Genomic DNA, 18,226 nt, shown 5'->3' on the forward strand with positions numbered 1-18,226 from the left:
CTGATCTCGAGCGTGGAATAGCCCTGCACCAAGAGGTGCAAGAGTGACTCGATAGTAGACCAAGGCCAGAACTTCATGACAGCACCTCCGGGTAAAAGAGGTGTTGCGTTAGCCCCCTGAAACCACCGGGCGAAATGAGCACCTACTGACGAGCGGAGGAGCGGTCTCTCGCTCGACCTCTCGAGGGCAGTCTCAGGCCGAGCAGAGCGATCTCGAGCACACCCGGACTCTTGAGAGCGCCGAGAAGGGCTCGCGGGCCCGCCGGCCCACCAGCCCGCCGGCCCGCCGGCCCGCCGGCCCGCCGGCCCGCCAGCCCGCCAGCCCGCCGGCCCGCCAGCTCGTCAACCCGCGGGCCCGCCGGCTCCCGCTCAGGACGACGGGCCTCCCCGGGAGTACCCGCGGACGCCCGGAGTGGTGTGGTGGGCCCCGCACACCTCTCCCCCGGTGTCAAGGACTATGCACGCCTCTACGCGGGGTCTGCCGCGGGCGCCATGAGCGACTCGGCGGCCTCCAGGAGCAGCGCATCGAAGCGAGGCCCCGCGACGGCTCTCAGCTCGTGCAGATCCTCTGCGAGCGCATCGTGCAGTGCAGGATCCCCGAGGGCGGCGACAGCCTGGTAGATGACCCGCCGCTGGTGGAGGGAGAGGTCGACGCCGTGGCGTTCGAGGGCGGCCTCGCGGGAGGCCTGGAAGCAGGCGACGAAGAGATCCCGCTTCGCACGGAAGCTCGCGTAGACGTGCGGCTGCGGAACGTCGGCCCTGGCCGCGATGGACGCGGTACTCGCCCCGTGATAGCCGAAGAGGCCGAACTCGATGAGTCCGGCCTCCAGGAGACGCTCCCGGTTCTCGCCGGGCCTACGCCGTGGTCGACGCTCGGGCACGCGCTATCCCAGGTCGAGGATCTTGCGGTAGTGCTCGCCCATCGGGGCGAACCCGCGGTGGTTGTAGAAGGAGCCGATACGAGACGTCGACGCCGACAGCTGACGGACACCGCGCCCCATGCAGTAGTGCTCGTTGGCCTGCATGAGCCGATCGCCGATACCGTGCCCGCGCGCGGCCTCGTCGATGACGATCTCCTGCAGGTGAGCGGTCAGCCCGGGAGCGTGCAGCAGGCGGGAGACCGTCATCAGCGAGTAGCCGACGACCTTGCCGTCCGACTCCGCGACGAAGAGCACGTTGGTCTCCTGGTCGCGATGGCGCAGCACGTTGTCGAGGGCGACCGAGAACTCATCGCGGCCGATCGGCTCGCGACCCGTCTGGTACTGGCGGGCCAGATCGAAGAGCACGGCCGCGTCCTCGATTTGCCCCCTTCGAATCGTGATGCTCACGTGACGCCCGCCTTACCGCGCGAAGTTGCCGCGGTAGTACTCGTAGACCCAGCCGACCACGCCGACGAGCACGAGGGGAACCGAGATGAACGAGAGCCAGAAGTTGAAGCCGATGCAGAGACCGAGCACCACGACCGAGGCGGCGAAGGCCAGGAAGATGGGCCACCAGCTCCAGGGGCTGAACTCACCGAGCTCGGGATCCCCGTCGTCGATGTCGGCATCCTCGCGGTCCTCGACGAAGACGCCGCCCGCCTTCTTCCGCACGAGTCCGAGATAGAAGGCGATGAACGCCGCCAGCGCTCCCGACAGCAGGATCGCGGTGGAACCCACCCACTCGAGGTACTGGTGCTCGATGAGGTTCCATCCCGTGTAGACCGCTGCGAGCAGGAAGAAGTAAGCCGCAAGGATCCAAAAGATGACGATGTTGGATTTCACTGTCTGAATCTCCTCGGACTACTTCGTGCCGGCGAGCTCGCGCGAGTCGCCCTCCTGGCCGACCTGCTTGATGCCGCTGATCTCGGGGTGGTTGAGATCGAAGGCGGGCGACTCCGTGCGGATGCGCGGGATCGAGGTGAAGTTGTGGCGGGGCGGCGGGCAGGAGGTGGCCCACTCGAGCGAGCGGCCGTAGCCCCACGGGTCGTTCACGGTGATCGCCGGCGCGCGGCGCGCGGTGACGTACACGTTCAGCAGGAACGGGATCATCGATGCGCCGAGGATCATCGCCCCGACGGTCGAGAGCTGGTTCATCCAGGTGATGCCGTCCTCGGGCAGGTAGGTGTAGTAGCGACGGGGAGCCGCCATGACACCGAGCCAGTGCTGCACGAGGAAGGTCATGTGGAAGCCGATGAAGAGCACCCAGAAGTGGATCTTGCCGAGACGCTCGTTGAGCATCTTGCCGGTCCACTTCGGCCACCAGAAGTAGAAGCCGGCGAACATCGCGAACACCACCGTTCCGAAGACGACGTAGTGGAAGTGCGCCACGACGAAGTAGGTGTCGGAGAGGTGGAAGTCGAGAGCGGGCGACGCGAGGATCACGCCGGTCAGGCCGCCGAAGACGAAGGTCACGAGGAAGCCGAGCGACCAGAGCATCGGGGTCTCGAAGGTGATCGAGCCGCGCCACATCGTGCCGAGCCAGTTGAAGATCTTCACGCCCGTGGGGACGGCGATGAGCATCGTCATGAGCGCGAAGAATGGCAGCAGCACCGAGCCGGTGACGTACATGTGGTGGGCCCACACGGTCATGGAGAGCGCCGCGATGGCGATCGTCGCGTAGACGAGCGTCTTGTAGCCGAAGATCGGCTTGCGGCTGAAGACCGGGAAAATCTCGGAGACGATGCCGAAGAACGGCAGCGCGATGATGTACACCTCGGGGTGGCCGAAGAACCAGAAGAGGTGCTGCCAGAGGATGGCGCCGCCCTCGCCGTTGTAGATGTGGGCGCCGAAGATGCGGTCGGCCGCGAGACCGAACATCGCGGCCGCGAGCACCGGGAAGACCAGCAGCACCAGGATCGATGTGATGAGGGTGTTCCAGGAGAAGATCGACATGCGCCACATGGTCATGCCGGGGGCGCGCATCGTGATGATGGTCGTGATGAAGTTCACGCCGCCCATGATCGTGCCGAAACCGCTGACGCCGAGGCCGAGCACCCAGAGGTTGCCGCCGACGCCGGGCGAGAAGGTCATCTCGGAGAGCGGCGCGTAGGCGAACCAGCCGAAGGACGCCGCACCCTGCGGGGTGAGGAAGCCGCCGACCGCGATGAGCGAGCCGAAGGTGTAGAGCCAGAACGCGAAGGCGTTCAGACGCGGGAACGCCACGTCGGGAGCGCCGATCTGCAGGGGCATGATCACGTTGGCGAAGCCCGCGAACAGGGGCGTCGCGAACATGAGCAGCATGATCGTGCCGTGCATGGTGAACAGCTGGTTGTACTGCTCCTTCGTCGCGATGACCTCGAGGCCCGGAGCGAAGAGCTGCGCGCGGATGATCAGGGCCATGAGCCCGCCGATCAGGAACCACACGAAGGAGGAGATCAGGTACATGTACCCGATGACCTTGTGATCCGTGGACGTCAGCCACGAGACAACGACGTTGCCTTTCTTCATGATTTCGCTCATCCCTCGTTACTCGTTCTGGGCCAGAGACTGGTCGTTGTCGGGTGCGACGTAGTCCTGGTTCGGGTTGAACTCGAGCCCCTGGAACCCGTCGTTCTCGCCGGTAGCCTTCAGCGACTCGATGTACGCGTCGTATTCGCCCTGCTCGACGACCTTCACCTCGAACAGCATCATGGAGTGGTACTCGCCGCAGAGCTCGGCGCACTTGCCCATGAACGTGCCGGTCTTGGTCGGCGTGAAGGTCATGTAGTTCGTCTGACCGGGGATCATGTCCTTCTTGTAGAGGAACTCGACCACCCAGAAGGAGTGGATGACGTCGCGGGTCTCGAGACGGATCTCGGTCGTCTTGTCCACCGGCAGGTAGAGTGTCGGCATGGTCTCGGGCTTGGCCGAGCCGTTCTCGTCGGTCTGCACCTGCACGCCCGAGAAGTGCACGTCGTCGTTCAGGTAGTTGAAGTCCCACGCCCAGCGCTTGCCGATGACCTCGACCACGTTCTCGGGGTTCGCGTCGCGGGCCTCGATCTTGGACTGCTCCTGAGCCGTGAAGGCGAAGAAGCCGAGCACGAGGATGACGGGGACCACCGTGAAGAACGTCTCGATGGGCATGTTGTAGCGCATCTGCACCGGGATGCCGGTCTGCCCCTTGCGGCGGCGGTAGGCGATCGTCGCCCAGATGATGAGCCCCCAGGTGATGACGCCCACGGCGAGCAGCACGATCCAGGAGGTCACCCAGAGGCCGGTGATCCCGTCCGTGTGGTTCGTGGCACCCTCGGACCCAGCGGGGAGGAAGCCGCGCTGCTGCTCCGCAGTGCAGCCCGCGAGCACCAGCGCCACTGTCAGCGCGACGGGCGCCGCGACCCATTTCATTCGACGATTGGAACGCACCGCATACCTTTCGAAACGTTGTCTCGCCGCCGTTCTAGGCAGGCGAAGCTGATGACTACCTGACAGCTTAGCGTGATCCTGAGCGCCGTTCGAACACACGCCGGGGGGTCGCGGAATCCGGCTCGGGCTTTTGCGGATCAGCTGAAGCTGTCGCCGCAGGCGCAGCTCCCCTGGGCGTTGGGATTGTCGATCGTGAAGCCCTGCTTCTGGATCGTGTCCTCGAAGTCGATCGTTGCACCATTGAGATACGGGATGCTCATCATGTCGACCACGACCTCCACTCCCCCGAAGTCGACGACCGCGTCGTTGTCGAGCGTGCGCTCGTCGAAGAAGAGCTGGTAGATGAGGCCCGAGCAGCCGCCCGGCTGCACGGCGATGCGGAGCCGCAGGTCGTCGCGCCCCTCCTGCGCGAGCAGGCTGCGCACCTTCTCCTGCGCGGTCTCCGTGAGAGCGACTCCGTGGGCGCGCTCCTCGGCGGCCACGTTCCCCTGGGTCTCGGTACTGATGGTGTCGGCGCTCATGTGCACCCTCCTTGCTCACGCACTGGCATGGTCTCGCGTCTCGAGTGTCGCCCTCAGTCTACGCCGTGCGGCTGCTCATGACCCGAGTGCTCGGCACGGTATTCTGGTGTGGGTCCGGCGCATCGCCGGAGTTGACGGGCGCGCGGGTCGCGCATCGAACGAGAGGGTCAGGCGTGGCGAAGAAGAGCACTGCGGAGACGTCGAGCGAGGGCGAGCAGCCCGAGGACGGCTCCCAGGGCCCCGTCGGCAAGGGCCGTCCCACGCCCTCCCGCAAGCAGGCGCAGGCGGCCAGGGCTCAGCCGCTCGTGGGTTCCCGCGACAAGGCGGCGCTGAAGGCCCAGCGCCGCCAGGAGCAGGAGCGCCGGGAGCGCGCCCGCGTCGGCATGATGCAGGGCGACGAGCGCTTCCTCACCTACCGCGACAAGGGGCCGCAGCGCCGGTACGTGCGCGACTACGTCGACGCGCGCTGGAACGTCGGTGAGATGCTGATCCCCATGATGCTCGTCGTGCTCGTCATGACCTTCATCCCCGGCCCCGTGCAGGTCGTGAGCCTGTTCGTCATCTGGGCCTTCGTGGCGATCGCGATCGTCGACGCGGTGCTGCTCGGCACGGTGCTCAAGCGCAAGCTCGGCGCGAAGTTCGGGGCCGACAAGGTGCAGCCCGGGTTCCGCTGGTACGCCGCCATGCGGGCGCTGCAGTTCCGCATGCTCCGCATCCCGAAGCCGCAGGTGAAGCGCGGGCAGTACCCGAGCTGATCGGTTCGGGATCGCGGAGGGCCCGGCAGTTCCACTCGGATCTGCCGGGCCCTCTTCCGTCGCCGGTCGCCCGCCCGGAGCTCCGACCCGGCTCCGCGGGAGGGCGCGGGTCAGGAGGCGGCGTTGCCCCGCCATCCGGCGCGCACGAGCCCGCGGTTGATCTCGCCCGCCCAGGCGGGCCCCTCGTAGATGAAGGCCGTGTACCCCTGCACGAGATCCGCTCCCGCCTCCAGCCGCGCGAGCACGTCGGCGGCGGTCGTCACCCCGCCGACGGAGATCACGCAGAACCCCTCGGGGGCCGCGGCGCGCGCCCGGCGCAGCACCTCGATCGCGCGGTCGCGCAGCGGAGCTCCGGAGAGCCCGCCGGCGCCCATGGCCTCGACCTCGGTCGCGGGCGTCGCGAGCCCCTCGCGGGAGATCGTGGTGTTGGTCGCGATGACGCCGTCGAGGCCGAGCCTCGCGGCGAGCCGGACGATCCCGTCGACCTGCTCGTCGCCCATGTCGGGGGCGATCTTCACGAGCAGCGGGGTCTTCCCCGCGGCGTCGCGAACGGCGGTGAGCAGCGGCTCGAGCATCTCGAGCTCCTGCAGGCCGCGCAGGCCGGGCGTGTTCGGGGAGCTGACGTTCACGGCGAGGTAATCGGCGATCGGGGCGAGCCGCTGCGCGCTCCAGACGTAGTCCTCGACGGCGTCCTCGACCTCGGTGGCGCGGCTCTTACCGATGTTCACGCCGATGATCGGCCGGTGACGCCGCATCCTGGCGCGCTCGATCCGGGGCACGGCGGCCGCGGAGCCCCCGTTGTTGAACCCCATCCGGTTGATGAGCCCCCGGTCGGCGACGAGGCGGAACAGGCGGGGCTTCGGATTGCCGGGCTGCGCGTGCCGCGTGAGCGTGCCCACCTCGACGTGCCCGAATCCGAGGGCGCCGAGGCCGGCGATGCCCTCGGCGTTCTTGTCGAATCCCGCCGCGAGGCCGAAGGGGCTCGGGAAGTCGAGCCCCAGGGCGCGCACCCTCAGCCCGGGATCCGGGGCGCACAGACCCCGCAGCGCGCGCTCGAGGGCCGGGGCGATCCGGATCGCGCTGAACGCCAGATGGTGCGCGGTCTCGGGATCCATGTGCCGGAGCACCGTGGTGAAGAGCGTCGGATAGAGGCGCATGGGTGCGGTTACTCCTTGGAGATGGAAGGGGCGGCTTCGGCGGGATCGCCCGGGAGGCGCCCGGCCCTCGGATGATCCCGCAGCTCGGCGATCGCGGAGTCGAAGTCGGCGAGGCTGTCGAAGGCCTGGTAGACGCTCGCGAAGCGCAGGTAGGCGACCTCGTCGAGCTCGCGCAGGTGGGGCAGCACCGCGAGGCCGATGTCGTTGGCCTCGAGCTGGGCGACGCCCGTGGCGCGCACCGACTCCTCGACCTGCTGCGCGAGCAGCGCGAGATCGGCGTCGGTGACGGGACGCCCCTGGCAGGCCTTGCGCACGCCCGCCATCACCTTCTCCCGGCTGAACGGCTCGACCACGCCGGAGCGCTTGATCACCGTGAGACTGGCCGTCTCGGTGGTGCTGAAGCGGCGGCCGCACTCGGGACACTGGCGTCGGCGTCGGATCGAGAGCCCGTCGTCCGAGGTGCGCGAGTCGATGACGCGCGAGTCGGCGTGACGGCAGAAGGGGCAGTGCATCGTTACTCCTCTCCGGCTACCGGGCCCGGCGAGGGGAAGCGAGCGCTGACGGCCTCGCCGTGGGCGGGCAGCCCCTCCGCCGCCGCGAGCGCGAGCAGAGGCGCGTGCACCTCCGCCAGGGCGGCGCGGTCGTAGCCGATGATCTGCTGCGGGCGCAGGAAGGTGTGGGCCCCGAGGCCGGCGGCGAAGCGGGCGGTCCCGCCGGTGGGCAGCACGTGGTTCGACCCCGCGAGGTAGTCGCCCAGGCTCACCGGCGTGTAGCCGCCCACGAAGATGGCGCCCGCGTCCGTGATGCCCGCGAGCACCGACTCGTCGTCGCGGGTCTGGATCTCCAGGTGCTCGGGCCCGTACGCGTTGCTCAGGCGCGCCGCCGTCGCGAGGTCGTCGACCAGGATCACTGCGGACTGGGGACCGCCGAGGGCCGTGCGCACGCGCTCTGAGTGGCGCGTGCGCGGGGCGCGCCGGGCGACCGCGGCGAGCACCTCGGCCGCGAAGGGCTCGGAGTCGGTGACGAGCACCGACGCCGCGGCCTCGTCGTGCTCGGCCTGGCTGATGAGGTCGGCGGCGACGAACTCGGGGTCGGCGCCGTCGTCCGCGATGATCAGGATCTCGGTCGTGCCGGCCTCCGAGTCGATGCCGACGAGACCGTTGACGACGCGCTTGGCCGCCGCGACGAAGACGTTGCCGGGGCCCGTCACCACGTCGACGGGGTCGAGTCCGATGCTCGGCACGCCGTGCGCGAACGCGGCGATGGCGCCCGCCCCGCCGATCGCGTAGACCTCGGTGACGCCCGCGAGCGCCGCCGCCCACAGGACGGCGGGGTGCACGGAGCCGCCGTGCTCCCGCTGGGCCGGCGACGCGAGCGCGAGGCTCGGCACGCCGGCGGTCTGCGCCGCGACGGCGTTCATGATGACCGACGACGGATAGGCGGCCTTGCCGCCGGGCGCGTACAGGCCGACCCGCGAGACCGGCTGCCAGCGCTGCCGGATCACGGCCCCGTCGGCGAAGCGGGTGACCTGCTCGGCCGGCACCTGGGCGGCGGATCCGCGGCGCAGCCGGGCGACGAGCTCCTCGAGCGCTCCTCTGACCTCGGGCGGGCAGTCCGCGAGCGAGGCGGCGATCGTCTCCTCGGGCACGCGGAGCGCGTGCCCCTCCGCGCCGTCGAAGTCGCGGGCCTGCTCGCGCAGCGCAGCCTCGCCCCGCGCGGCCACGTCGGCGACGAGCGGGCGCACCCGCTCCACCGCCGTCTCCGCGTCGACGGCGGCGCGCGGAACGAGCCCGAGCAGCTCGGATCGGGAGAGGTCGCGCCCTCGGAGGTCGATAGTTCGCATCACCCGACCATTCTACGCGGCGGGGGCGAGCATCCCGAGCCACACGAGCTCGCGGACGCCGTCGCAGAGCGCCTCGGCGGCGGCCTCGCCGTCCACCTCGAGCAGGGTCGCGAGCGCGTCGGCGATCTGCCCCAGAGTCAGCTCGCCGTCGCAGGCGCCGACAGCCGCCGCGAGCAGCGGGTCCGCCGCGACCCGTCGCGCGATCCCCCGGGCGCTCGTCAGGGCGATGTCGCTCGGAGCCTCCTCGCCCGGCCGGTGCCGGCGCTCCTCCTCGACCGCGGGATCCAGCAGCCACCGCGTCGCGAGCAGCTCGCCGTCGCTCCGACCCGCCCACGCGATGGCGACGTCGAATGCCCGCTGCAGCGCGCGGCCCGGCGCGACGTCGAAGGCGCCGCCGGCGCGCTCCAGCCGGATCGGCGGGGCCTCGCTGCCGGGCTCGAGCCGTTCGACGCGGATCGAGCCGAGACCGACCGCGGAGACCCGCCGCGCGGAGAAGTCGTCGATCCAGGCCTCGACGAGGCGCTCGAACTCCGCCTCACCAGGTCGGGCCCCTCCATCGCGGGCCCAGGTCTCGGCGTACCGGGCGGGATCGACCCGGTCGCGTTCGACGACCCAGGCGGCGAGCGGCCCCGCGACGGCGTCGGCGTCCGCGATCCAGCCGCGCACGCGCTCGAACCCGTCGCTGCCCCACGGGGACTCCCAGTTCGCGAGGCACAGCAGCACGCCGCCCTCGGCCAGGTGCTCGGGCGCGCTCCGCACGACGGCTGCCGCGAGTTCGTCGCCGGTGCGGCCGCCGTCGCGGTACTCGTAGACCGGGGCGTCGGCGTCGCCGCGGGGCGTGATCACGAACGGAGGGTTCGACAGGATCAGGTCGAACCGCTCGCCGGCGACGGGCCCGAAGAGGTCGCCGCGCCTGAACTCGATGCGCTCCTCCAGCCCGTTCAGTCTCGCGTTCGCCCGGGCGAGGGCGAGGGCGCGCTCGGAGATGTCGGTGGCCACGACCCGACCGCTCGTCAGGCCGGCCAGGTGGAGGGCGACGACGCCGCAGCCGGTGCCGAGATCGAGCGCGCTCGCGACCGGCCGGGTCGGGGCTTGCGCGAGCAGGGAGCGCGTCGCGCCCCCGACGCCCATCACGTGGTCGGGGCGAGCCGGGCCCCGGCGCAGCTGGTCGTCGAGATCCGACAGGATCCACCACTCGTCGGCGCGTTCGTCGGCGCCCTCACGGCCGCGCTCCACGGATACCGGGTTCAGGGAGAGGGCCGCGCGCAGCGCACGCTGCCCCGCGCCGCCCGCACCCGCGGCGGCGACGAGGCCGAGCGTCGCCGCGCCCGCGCTCCCCAGGCGGGGAAGCGCGGCGTCGAGCTCCCCGGCGGGCAGCCCCTCGCCGAGCAGGAACAGGCGGACGAGCGACGCGATCGGGCTCGGACCGCGCTCGCGCAGCACGCGTCGCGCGGGGGCGAACACGCCCCGCTGCCGCGCCGAGTCGGCGGGGGCGCCGAGCAGGGCGGTCACGGCCGGGCCGCGGTACCCGGCTTCGGCCAGGTCGGCTCGGAGGAGGTCGATGAGTCGGGAGTCCACCGCACCAGGCTAGTACGCGACGGTGAAGCGGGCGCGGCGGTGCCGCGGCTCCTCGATCTCGTCGACGACGGCGATGCCGAAGTCGGCGCCGGAGATCTCCGACGCGCCGTTCTCGTCGGTGAGGATCACGTCGCCGCCCACCCGGTACTCGTCGCGGAATGTGCCGGCGGCCCACGGGCCGAATCCTCCCGCCGGGCTGACGTAGAACCAGTCGAGGGAGTCGGGGGTCGCGCGCAGGTCGTCGAGCACGCCGGCCATCTCCGCGGCCTCGGGCTTGATCTCATCCGGGAAGTCGGGGCCGTCCATCACCAGCGGGCCGCCCGCGCTCTGCAGCAGCGATCCCGCGCCGCCCACCACGCCGAGACGCACGCCGGCGGCCCCGGCCTCGGCGGCGAGCTCCGCGATGGCCGGGCGCAGCGCTCCCGCCATCTCGCCGCGCGGGGACACCGCCACGATCACCACCTCGGCGCCGTCGAGGGCCCGGGCGCGGTCCTCGGCACGCCCGATCGCCCCCTCCAGATAGCGCACGCCCGCCATCTGCTCGGCGGCCTCCCGTCTGGTCATGCTCGTCACCGAGTGGCCGCGCACCGCCGCCGCCTCGACGATGTGCGATCCCGCATAGCCGCTTCCGCCGATCACCGTGATGTCCGCCATGCCCGTCCCGTCCTCTCAGTGCCTCTCCCCCGGTGCAACTCCGGGCGCTCGCCCCGTATTCCGGCGACCCGCCCGGCACCGCGCTACGCGAACGCGCGATCGTGCGCGGTCACGGGGGCCGGCAGCACCGTCTCGCCCGTGAGATAGGCGTCGGCGGAGGCGGCTGCGGCCCGCCCCTCCGCGATGGCCCAGACGATGAGCGACTGCCCGCGCCCGGCATCCCCGGCGACGAAGACGCCCGGGAGGGAGGTCGAGTAGTCCCTCCGCCGCTCGAACGCGCCGCGTCGCCCGTGGGGCAGCGCCAGCCCCGGATCCTCGATCGGCTCCGGCCCCGAGAAGCCCATCGCGATCAGCACGAGATCGGCGTCGATCAGATGCTCCGTTCCCGGGATCGGCTCGCGTCCGCGCTCCGTGAAGCCCGTCTCGGCCACCCGCAGCGCCCGCACCGATCCCCCGTCCCCGACGAACTCGACGGTCGAGGCGAGGTAGCGCCGCTCGCCGCCCTCCTCGTGCGAGCTCGTGACCTCGAACAGCTTCGGGTGCACGGGCCACGGCTCCGCGTCGCCGCGCGTCTCGCCGGGTCGACGCCCGATCGCGAGGTTCGTCACCGACGCCGCGCCCTGGCGGTGCGCGGTGCCGATGCAGTCGGCGCCGGTGTCGCCGCCGCCGATGACGACGACGTGCCTGCCCGCCGCGTCGAACGGGGTCGCCTCGAGGGATCCGGAGCTCACGCGGTTGGCGGCGCTGAGGTAGGGCATCGCGTACATGATGCCGTCGAGGTCGCGGCCGGGGAGGCTCAGCTCCCGGGGGACGGTCGCGCCCGTCGCCACGATGACGGCGTCGAAGCGGCGGCGCAGCTCCGTCCAGCTCATGTCGCGACCGATCTCGATGCCCGTGCGGAAGCGGGTCCCCTCGGCCTTGAGCTGCGCGACCCGACGCTCGACGAGCGCCTTCTCGAGCTTGAAGTCCGGGATGCCGAACCGCAGCAGGCCGCCGGGCTCCTCGTCGCGCTCGTACACCGCGACGGTGTGCCCCGCCCGTGTGAGCTGCTGCGCCGCGGCGAGACCCGCGGGGCCCGAGCCCACCACGGCGACCGTCTTGCCGGTGAGGCGCTCGGGCGGTCGCGGCTCGACCCAGCCGTTCGCGAACCCCTGGTCGATGATGCTGTTCTCGACCTGCTTGATGGTGACGGCCGGCTGATTGATGCCGAGCACGCAGGCCGACTCGCAGGGCGCCGGGCAGGCGCGTCCGGTGAACTCCGGGAAGTTGTTCGTCTGGTGCAGACGGTCGAGAGCCTCCCGCTCGCGGCCCCGCCACACGAGGTCGTTCCACTCCGGGATCAGGTTGCCGAGCGGGCAGCCCTGGTGGCAGAACGCCACACCGCAGTCCATGCACCGCGAGGCCTGCCGCGCGACGACGGTCGGGTCGGCGGGGTCGACGACCTCGCGCCAGTCCTGCAGCCGGATCGGCACGGGACGCTTCGGAGCGAGCTCGCGCTCGCGCACCTTCAGAAAACCACGGGGATCAGCCACGGGTCGCCTCCAGAATCTCGGTCCACACCTGGTCGCCGTCGGGGTCGATGCCGTTCCGCGTCGCACGCTCGCGGATCTCGAGCACGCGCGAGTAACCCTGCGGGACGAGCCTCGTGAAGCGGGCGAACACCCGATCCGGGTCGGTCTCGATCTCGGCGAGCAGATCCTCGGCGACCGCCGATCCGGTCTGCTCGACGTGCCGCCGGAGCAGGGCGCGCACGCGCTCGCGCAGCGCCAGCTCCTCCGCCGTCCCGGCCCCGAGGGGCCGCAGCGCCAGCGCGCCCGAGGCGAGCTCGGCCGAGTTGACGTTGTCGGGATCGAGGTCGAGCAGCACCGCCTCGCCGCCGGACATGCCGGCGCCAATGTTGCGCCCCGTCGGCCCGAGCACGAGGGCGAAGCCGCCCGTGAAGTACTCGAGCGCGTGGTCCCCCACCCCCTCGACCACGGCCGTCGCGCCCGAGCCCCGCACGAGGAAGCGCTCGCCCACGACGCCCGCGATCCAGATCGAGCCGCTCGTCGCGCCGTAGCCGATCACGTTGCCGGCGATCACGTTGCCGGCGGCCTCGTGGCCGGCGTCGGCGTGCGGCCGGATGACGATCTCGCCGCCCGAGAGCCCCTTCGCGACGTAGTCGTTCGCGTCGCCGATGAGCCGCAGCGTCATGCCGGCCGGCATGAATGCGCCGAGCGACTGGCCGGCCGACCCCGTGAGCGTGATGTCGATCGTCTCGGGCGCGAGTCCCTCCGCGCCGAACCTGCGCGTGACCTCGTGCCCGAGCATGGTGCCCACGGCGCGGTCGATGTTGCGGATCGGCAGGTCGATCACCACGGGCTCGCGGCGCTCGAGCGCGTCGCCGGACATCTCGATGAGCGCCCGGTCGAAGTGCTCGCCGAGCTCGTGATCCTGCTCGCGGCCCCAGCGGCGGGGCGCCGTGTCGGGGAACGACGGCCCGCGCAGGATCGGAGTGAGGTCGAGCCCCTCGGCCTTCCAGTGCCGGATCGCCTCGTCGACGTCGAGCGCGCGGGTGTCGCCGACCGCCTCGTCGAGGCTGCGGTAGCCGAGCGAGGCGAGCAGCTCCCGCACCTCCTCCGCGATGAAGCGGAAGAAGTTGACGACGTGCTCGGCCCGCCCCGTGAAGCGCTCGCGCAGCTCGGGGTTCTGGGTCGCGACGCCGACGGGGCAGGTGTCGAGGTGGCAGACGCGCATCATGATGCAGCCGGAGACGACGAGGGGGGCCGTGGCGAAGCCGAACTCCTCGGCGCCGAGCAGCGCGGCCACGACCACGTCGCGCCCGGTCTTCAGCTGGCCGTCGACCTGCACGACGACGCGGTCGCGCAGCCCGTTGAGCATCAGCGTCTGCTGCGCCTCCGCGAGGCCGAGCTCCCAGGGCGCGCCGGCGTGCTTCAGCGAGTTCATGGGGCTCGCCCCGGTGCCGCCGTCGTGCCCCGAGACGAGGACGACGTCGGAGAGCGCCTTGGCGACGCCCGCCGCGACCGGCCCGATCCCCGACTGCGAGACGAGCTTGGTGCTGATCCTGGCTCCCGGGTTCGCCCGTTTCAGGTCGAAGATGAGCTGCTTGAGATCCTCGATCGAGTAGATGTCGTGGTGCGGGGGCGGGGAGATGAGCCCGACGCCCGGGGTGGCGTGGCGGGTCGCCGCGATCCAGGGGTACATCTTGCCCGGAGGCAGCTGCCCGCCCTCGCCCGGCTTCGCGCCCTGGGCCAGCTTGATCTGGATCTCGTCGGCGTGCGTGAGGTACATGCTCGTCACGCCGAAGCGGCCCGACGCGACCTGCTTGATGGCGCTGCGGCGCTCGGGATCGAGCAGACGGTCCTCGCGCTCGCCGCCCTCGCCGGTGTTGGAGCGGCCGCCGAGCCTGTTCATCGCGATCGCGAGCGTCTCGTGCGCCTCGGGCGAGATCGAGCCGTAGCTCATCGCGCCGGTCGCGAAGCGCTTCACGATGGAGCTCACGGGCTCCACGTCGGCGAGCGGCACGGGCTCGCGATAGGGCGAGAGGCGGATCAGGCCCCGCAGGGTCATGAGCCGCTCCTGCTGCTCGTTGACGCGACGGGTGTACTCGGAGAATATCTCGCTGCGCCCCGTCCGGGTGGCGTGCTGCAGCTTGTAGATCGTCTCGGGGTCGAAGAGGTGGGGCTCCTCGCCGCGGCGCCAGCGGTACTCGCCGCCGGTCTCGAGCCGCTGGTGCGTCAGGGCCGCCGGGTCGTCGGGATAGGCGCTGCGGTGCCGCGCCGCGACCTCGCGGGCGATCACGTCGAGCCCGACGCCGCCGAGGCGGGTGCTCGTCCCGGTGAAGAAGCGGTCGACGACGTCCTGCGCGAGGCCGATCGCCTCGAAGGTCTGCGCGCCGCAGTAGGACGCGACGGTCGATATGCCCATCTTGCTCATCACCTTGAGCAGCCCCTTGCCGAGGGCCTTGATGAGGCGCGCGACGGCCTCGGCCTCGGTCACGCCCTCGATCGACCCGTCGCGCACGAGGAGGCCGACCGTCTCCATGGCGAGGTACGGGTTCACGGCGGCGGCGCCGTAGCCGATGAGCGCCGCGACGTGGTGCACCTCGCGCACGTCGCCCGCCTCGGCGATGAGGGCGACCCGCATGCGGGTGCCCTGCCTGATGAGGTGGTGGTGCACGGCCGAGACGGCGAGAAGGGACGGCACCGGGGCGAGATCCTTGTTGCTGTCGCGATCGGACAGGATGATGAACTCCGCCCCGGCGTCGATCGCGGCGCTCGCCTCCCAGCACATCGCCTCGAGCCGATCGGCGAGGCCCCTGGCGTCGTAGTCGACCGGATAGAGGCCGCGGATCGTCACGGCCCGCTCCCGCTCCGGATCGTCCCCGAAGTGCTGGATCCTGGCGAGGGCGTCGTTGTCGATGACGGGGAAGTCGACGATGACCTGGCGCGCGTGCTCCGCCGACTGGGCGAGCAGGTTCGCCTGCGGGCCGATGCTGGTGGCGAGGCTCGTCACGAGCTCCTCGCGCAGGGCGTCGAGGGGCGGGTTCGTGACCTGGGCGAACTGCTGCACGAAGTAGTCGAACAGCAGCCTGGGGCGCTCGGAGAGCACGGCGATCGGCGTGTCGGTGCCCATCGCCGCCAGCGGTTCGGCGCCCTCGCGGGCCATGGGCGCGAGCAGCAGCCGCAGCTCCTCCTCGGTGTAGCCGAAGGTGCGCTGGCGCCGCGTGATGGATGCCGGCGGGTGCACGAGGTGCTCGCGCTCGGGCAGGTCGGAGAGCCGGATCCGCCCCTCCTCGAGCCACTCCCCCCAGGGGGCGAGCGCGGCGAGCTCCTCCTTCACCTCGGAATCCTCGCGGATCGCGCCCGTCTCGAGGTTCACGGCGAGCATGCGGCCGGGCTGCAGGCGGCCGCGGCGCACCACCCGCTCGGGGGCGAAGTCGAGCACGCCGGTCTCGCTCGCGATCACGAGCAGGCCGTCGGCGGTCACCTGGTAGCGGCCGGGGCGCAGCCCGTTGCGGTCGAGCAGGGCGACGAGCTCGCCGCCGTCCGAGGCGATCATGGCCGCCGGACCGTCCCAGGGCTCCATCACGAGCGAGTGGTACTCGAGGAAGTCGCGCAGCTCGGGGCTGAGCGCGCTCTCCGACTCCCAGGCCTCGGGGACCATCATGGCGAGCGCGTGGGGCAGGGAGCGGCCGGCCATCACGAGCAGCTCGAGCACCTCGTCGAAGCTGGCGGAGTCGCTGCCCCCGTCCGAGCAGATCGGCTGCAGCCGGCGCAGGTCGCCGAGTGCGCTCGATTCGAGCTGCGATTCGCGGGCGCGCATCCAGTTGCGGTTGCCGCGCACCGTGTTGATCTCGCCGTTGTGCGCGACCATCCGCAGCGGCTGCGCCAGGTGCCACGAGGGGAAGGTGTTGGTCGAGTAGCGCGAGTGGACGATGGCGAAGCGCGACGCGAAGCGCACGTCCGACAGCTCCGGGTAGAACCCGGACAACTGCAGCGTCGTGACCATGCCCTTGTACACCAGGGTGCGCGCCGAGAGCGACGGGAGGTAGACGCCGGTCTCGCGCTCGATGCGCTTACGGGTGCGGAAGGCGCGCCGCTCGAGCTTCAGCGTGTCGACGGCCCCCGCCTCCCGTGCGACGAGGATCGGCTGCTCGATGACGGGGCTCGCCTGACGGGCGCGCTCCCCCAGCACCTCGGGTCGCACCGCGACCGGGCGCCAGGCGAGCAGCCGCAGGCCCTCCTCGGCGGCGATCGCGGCGATCCGGTAGCGCGCGGCGCGGCGCGCGGATGTCTCCTGCGGCAGGAACGCGAGGCCCGCCGCGTACCGGCCGGCCTCGGGCAGCTCGAGCGCGGGATCCCGCTCGGCCAGCACCGCGCGGATGAAGTCGTCTGGCATGTCGCAGAGGATGCCGGCGCCGTCGCCCGTGCCGGCGTCGGAGCCCACGGCCCCGCGGTGCTCCAGGTTCTCGAGCGCCTCGAGCGCGAGGCTCACGATGTCGTGGCTCGGGGTGCCGGTGAGCGCCACGACCGAGGCGAGGCCGCACGCGTCTCGCTCGTCGGCCGGGTCGTAGAGGCCGATCCGGCCGGGGGCGGTGCGCTGCGGGCTCGCTGGTCTGACGCTCATCGACGTCCTCTCTCTCGGCGGGACGTCGGCGGCCCGAGGGTGGCAAGGCCTGGAACGCCGATGCGGTCGAAGCGCCGTTGCTCCGGCCGGACGTCGAGACCGGGAGATCCCAGAATACACTCGTTTATTCGGTCGAACGAATCATCTGACGCACCTTATACGTTGAGTTCGAGATATATCGGAGTTTCGACGAATAATATTCGGCAACCCTTGCGCTTCGCCGCACACTGTGATTCGGAAAAACGTACCGGAAATGGGCGCGAAACACTCCCGAAACACAGCGCACCGACGCGTGCCGGCCGCGCTGCGGGCGCCCGCCTCGCCGGTCGCGCAGGAGCACGACGGCCCCGCTCCCGGGGGCGGGAGCGGGGCCGTCGTGGGGGGCCGGCCTGATGCGCCGCCTACCCCGCGAAGCTCGAGGTGTCCCCCGTCAGACGGGTGTGGTCCTCGGGAACCGGCTCGGTCGCGGCGAGGGCGACCTCGGCCGCGAACTCCGAGACGTTGTAGAGCCGCCCCGCCTGCTCCCGGCGTTCCTCGATGGCGCCGGGGTTCATCCGATTGAGCAGCGTCGCCGTCACGGTGCCCTCGATCATGTCGCCCGAGACGACGACGAACTCGACGCCCCGCTCGGCGAGCTCGGGGATGCGCTCGCGCAGCGCGTCCTCGCCCGCCCGCTTCGAGAGCGCGACGGGCTCGTACTCGGGCATGGTCGGCGTGGTGCGGATGAAGTGCGCCTGGTGGCTCGTCACGAAGACGACGCGCGATCCCTCGCCCATGAGCGGGAGGGCGGCGTCGAGCACGGTGAGCTGCGCATCGCGGTTCAGCTTCAGGGCGTAGTCCTCCTCCATCCCGCTCTCCATGCCGCCGGAGGCGTTGAGCACGAGGATGTCGAGCCCGCCGAACTCGGAGCGCACCGCGTCCATCATCGCCCCCACCGAGGCCGGGTCGGTGAGATCGGCGCCCTGCACGAGCGCCCGAACGCCGAGTTCGCGCAGCTGCCCGGCGAGCTTCTCGGCCCGGGGCGCCTTGTTACGGAAGTTGATGACGACGTCGGCTCCCGCCTCGGCGAGGTAGCGCACGGTGTCGGCGCCGATGCCGCGGGACGAGCCGGTCACCAGGGCGCGGCGGCCTGCCAGGCTGTTGGGTTCGAGGGGCTGGGACACGGGTGCTCCTTCATGTCTGTTGCGGGACGCCGACCGCGGCGCGGAAGCCCGGCGGCCGACGTTTCCCAGCGTACTGGAAGCGGGCTGTGCCCTCGGGCGCGGGGG

Annotated in this window: 15 protein-coding genes; 1 reads left to right on the forward strand and 14 read right to left on the reverse strand. The window is 71.3% G+C overall.

Translation table 11 applies throughout. The features are described 5' to 3' along the window. Nucleotides 1–466: 466 nt before the first annotated feature. The 6 genes from JD276_RS08565 to erpA form a co-directional block, all read right to left on the reverse strand. Nucleotides 467–880: a TetR/AcrR family transcriptional regulator gene (locus JD276_RS08565; protein ID WP_200115238.1), complete on the reverse strand. Its 414-nt coding sequence runs from the start codon at nucleotides 878–880 to the stop codon at nucleotides 467–469. A gap of 3 nt (nucleotides 881–883) precedes the next feature. Then, nucleotides 884–1,327 (reverse strand): GNAT family N-acetyltransferase, encoded by a 444-nt coding sequence (locus tag JD276_RS08570; protein WP_200115239.1) that lies wholly within the window; start codon nucleotides 1,325–1,327, stop codon nucleotides 884–886. Nucleotides 1,328–1,339: 12 nt separating this feature from the next. Further along, on the reverse strand, nucleotides 1,340–1,762 hold the full coding sequence (gene ctaF / locus JD276_RS08575; protein WP_200115240.1) for an aa3-type cytochrome oxidase subunit IV: 423 nt from the start codon (nucleotides 1,760–1,762) through the stop codon (nucleotides 1,340–1,342). A gap of 18 nt (nucleotides 1,763–1,780) precedes the next feature. Next, nucleotides 1,781–3,427 (reverse strand): aa3-type cytochrome oxidase subunit I, encoded by a 1,647-nt coding sequence (gene ctaD / locus JD276_RS08580; RefSeq protein ID WP_200115241.1) that lies wholly within the window; start codon nucleotides 3,425–3,427, stop codon nucleotides 1,781–1,783. An 18-nt stretch (nucleotides 3,428–3,445) separates the two neighbouring features. Then, nucleotides 3,446–4,303 (reverse strand): aa3-type cytochrome oxidase subunit II, encoded by an 858-nt coding sequence (ctaC, locus tag JD276_RS08585; RefSeq protein WP_200115242.1) that lies wholly within the window; start codon nucleotides 4,301–4,303, stop codon nucleotides 3,446–3,448. Nucleotides 4,304–4,458: 155 nt separating this feature from the next. After that, nucleotides 4,459–4,842, reverse strand: a complete 384-nt coding sequence (gene erpA, locus JD276_RS08590; RefSeq protein ID WP_200115243.1) for an iron-sulfur cluster insertion protein ErpA — start codon at nucleotides 4,840–4,842, stop codon at nucleotides 4,459–4,461. Between the two features lie 173 nt (nucleotides 4,843–5,015). On the opposite strand from erpA, the gene JD276_RS08595 reads away from it, so the two are divergent. Next, entirely contained in the window at nucleotides 5,016–5,597 is a 582-nt protein-coding gene (locus JD276_RS08595; protein WP_307866505.1) for a DUF3043 domain-containing protein, read from the forward strand. Between the two features lie 110 nt (nucleotides 5,598–5,707). Here the strand turns inward: JD276_RS08595 and JD276_RS08600 are convergent, their stop codons facing one another. The 8 genes from JD276_RS08600 to JD276_RS08635 all read right to left on the reverse strand — a co-directional run bounded on the left by JD276_RS08600 (nucleotide 5,708) and on the right by JD276_RS08635 (nucleotide 18,121). Further along, nucleotides 5,708–6,754: a quinone-dependent dihydroorotate dehydrogenase gene (locus JD276_RS08600; RefSeq protein ID WP_200115244.1), complete on the reverse strand. Its 1,047-nt coding sequence runs from the start codon at nucleotides 6,752–6,754 to the stop codon at nucleotides 5,708–5,710. A gap of 8 nt (nucleotides 6,755–6,762) precedes the next feature. Beyond that, nucleotides 6,763–7,266 (reverse strand): transcriptional regulator NrdR, encoded by a 504-nt coding sequence (gene nrdR, locus JD276_RS08605; RefSeq protein WP_200115245.1) that lies wholly within the window; start codon nucleotides 7,264–7,266, stop codon nucleotides 6,763–6,765. A gap of 2 nt (nucleotides 7,267–7,268) precedes the next feature. Next, nucleotides 7,269–8,597: a histidinol dehydrogenase gene (gene hisD / locus JD276_RS08610; RefSeq protein WP_200115372.1), complete on the reverse strand. Its 1,329-nt coding sequence runs from the start codon at nucleotides 8,595–8,597 to the stop codon at nucleotides 7,269–7,271. Between the two features lie 12 nt (nucleotides 8,598–8,609). Then, nucleotides 8,610–10,175: a DUF7059 domain-containing protein gene (locus tag JD276_RS08615; RefSeq protein ID WP_200115246.1), complete on the reverse strand. Its 1,566-nt coding sequence runs from the start codon at nucleotides 10,173–10,175 to the stop codon at nucleotides 8,610–8,612. Nucleotides 10,176–10,184: 9 nt separating this feature from the next. Continuing rightward, nucleotides 10,185–10,829 carry an NAD(P)-dependent oxidoreductase gene (locus JD276_RS08620; RefSeq protein WP_200115247.1) on the reverse strand — a complete coding sequence of 215 codons (645 nt, stop codon included), beginning with the start codon at nucleotides 10,827–10,829 and terminating at the stop codon, nucleotides 10,185–10,187. A gap of 83 nt (nucleotides 10,830–10,912) precedes the next feature. Next, a complete protein-coding gene (locus tag JD276_RS08625; protein WP_200115248.1) occupies nucleotides 10,913–12,361 on the reverse strand; it encodes a glutamate synthase subunit beta in 1,449 nt (482 codons plus the stop codon). Further along, the gene (gltB, locus tag JD276_RS08630) at nucleotides 12,354–16,958 is read right to left on the reverse strand and encodes a glutamate synthase large subunit (RefSeq protein WP_200115249.1); all 4,605 of its coding nucleotides are present in this window, start codon (nucleotides 16,956–16,958) and stop codon (nucleotides 12,354–12,356) included. Before gltB ends, JD276_RS08625 begins: the two co-directional genes overlap by 8 nt. 401 nt (nucleotides 16,959–17,359) lie before the next feature. Then, nucleotides 17,360–18,121, reverse strand: coding sequence for an SDR family oxidoreductase (locus tag JD276_RS08635; RefSeq protein ID WP_200115250.1), 762 nt, complete (start codon nucleotides 18,119–18,121; stop codon nucleotides 17,360–17,362). Between the last annotated feature and the right edge of the window lie 105 nt (nucleotides 18,122–18,226).

The organism is Leucobacter chromiisoli (assembly GCF_016522505.1).
GTDB classification, from domain to species: Bacteria; Actinomycetota; Actinomycetes; order Actinomycetales; family Microbacteriaceae; genus Leucobacter; species Leucobacter chromiisoli.

Excerpts from the sequence above, each read along its gene's own strand:
- ctaC (WP_200115242.1), bottom strand. The coding sequence starts at position 4,303 with ATGAAATGGGTCGCGGCGCCCGTCGCGCTGACAGTGGCGCTGGTGCTC.
- JD276_RS08600 (WP_200115244.1), bottom strand. The coding sequence starts at position 6,754 with ATGCGCCTCTATCCGACGCTCTTCACCACGGTGCTCCGGCACATGGAT.
- JD276_RS08620 (WP_200115247.1), bottom strand. The coding sequence starts at position 10,829 with ATGGCGGACATCACGGTGATCGGCGGAAGCGGCTATGCGGGATCGCAC.
- erpA (WP_200115243.1), bottom strand. The coding sequence starts at position 4,842 with ATGAGCGCCGACACCATCAGTACCGAGACCCAGGGGAACGTGGCCGCC.
- gltB (WP_200115249.1), bottom strand. The coding sequence starts at position 16,958 with ATGAGCGTCAGACCAGCGAGCCCGCAGCGCACCGCCCCCGGCCGGATC.
- ctaD (WP_200115241.1), bottom strand. The coding sequence starts at position 3,427 with ATGAAGAAAGGCAACGTCGTTGTCTCGTGGCTGACGTCCACGGATCAC.
- nrdR (WP_200115245.1), bottom strand. The coding sequence starts at position 7,266 with ATGCACTGCCCCTTCTGCCGTCACGCCGACTCGCGCGTCATCGACTCG.
- hisD (WP_200115372.1), bottom strand. The coding sequence starts at position 8,597 with ATGCGAACTATCGACCTCCGAGGGCGCGACCTCTCCCGATCCGAGCTG.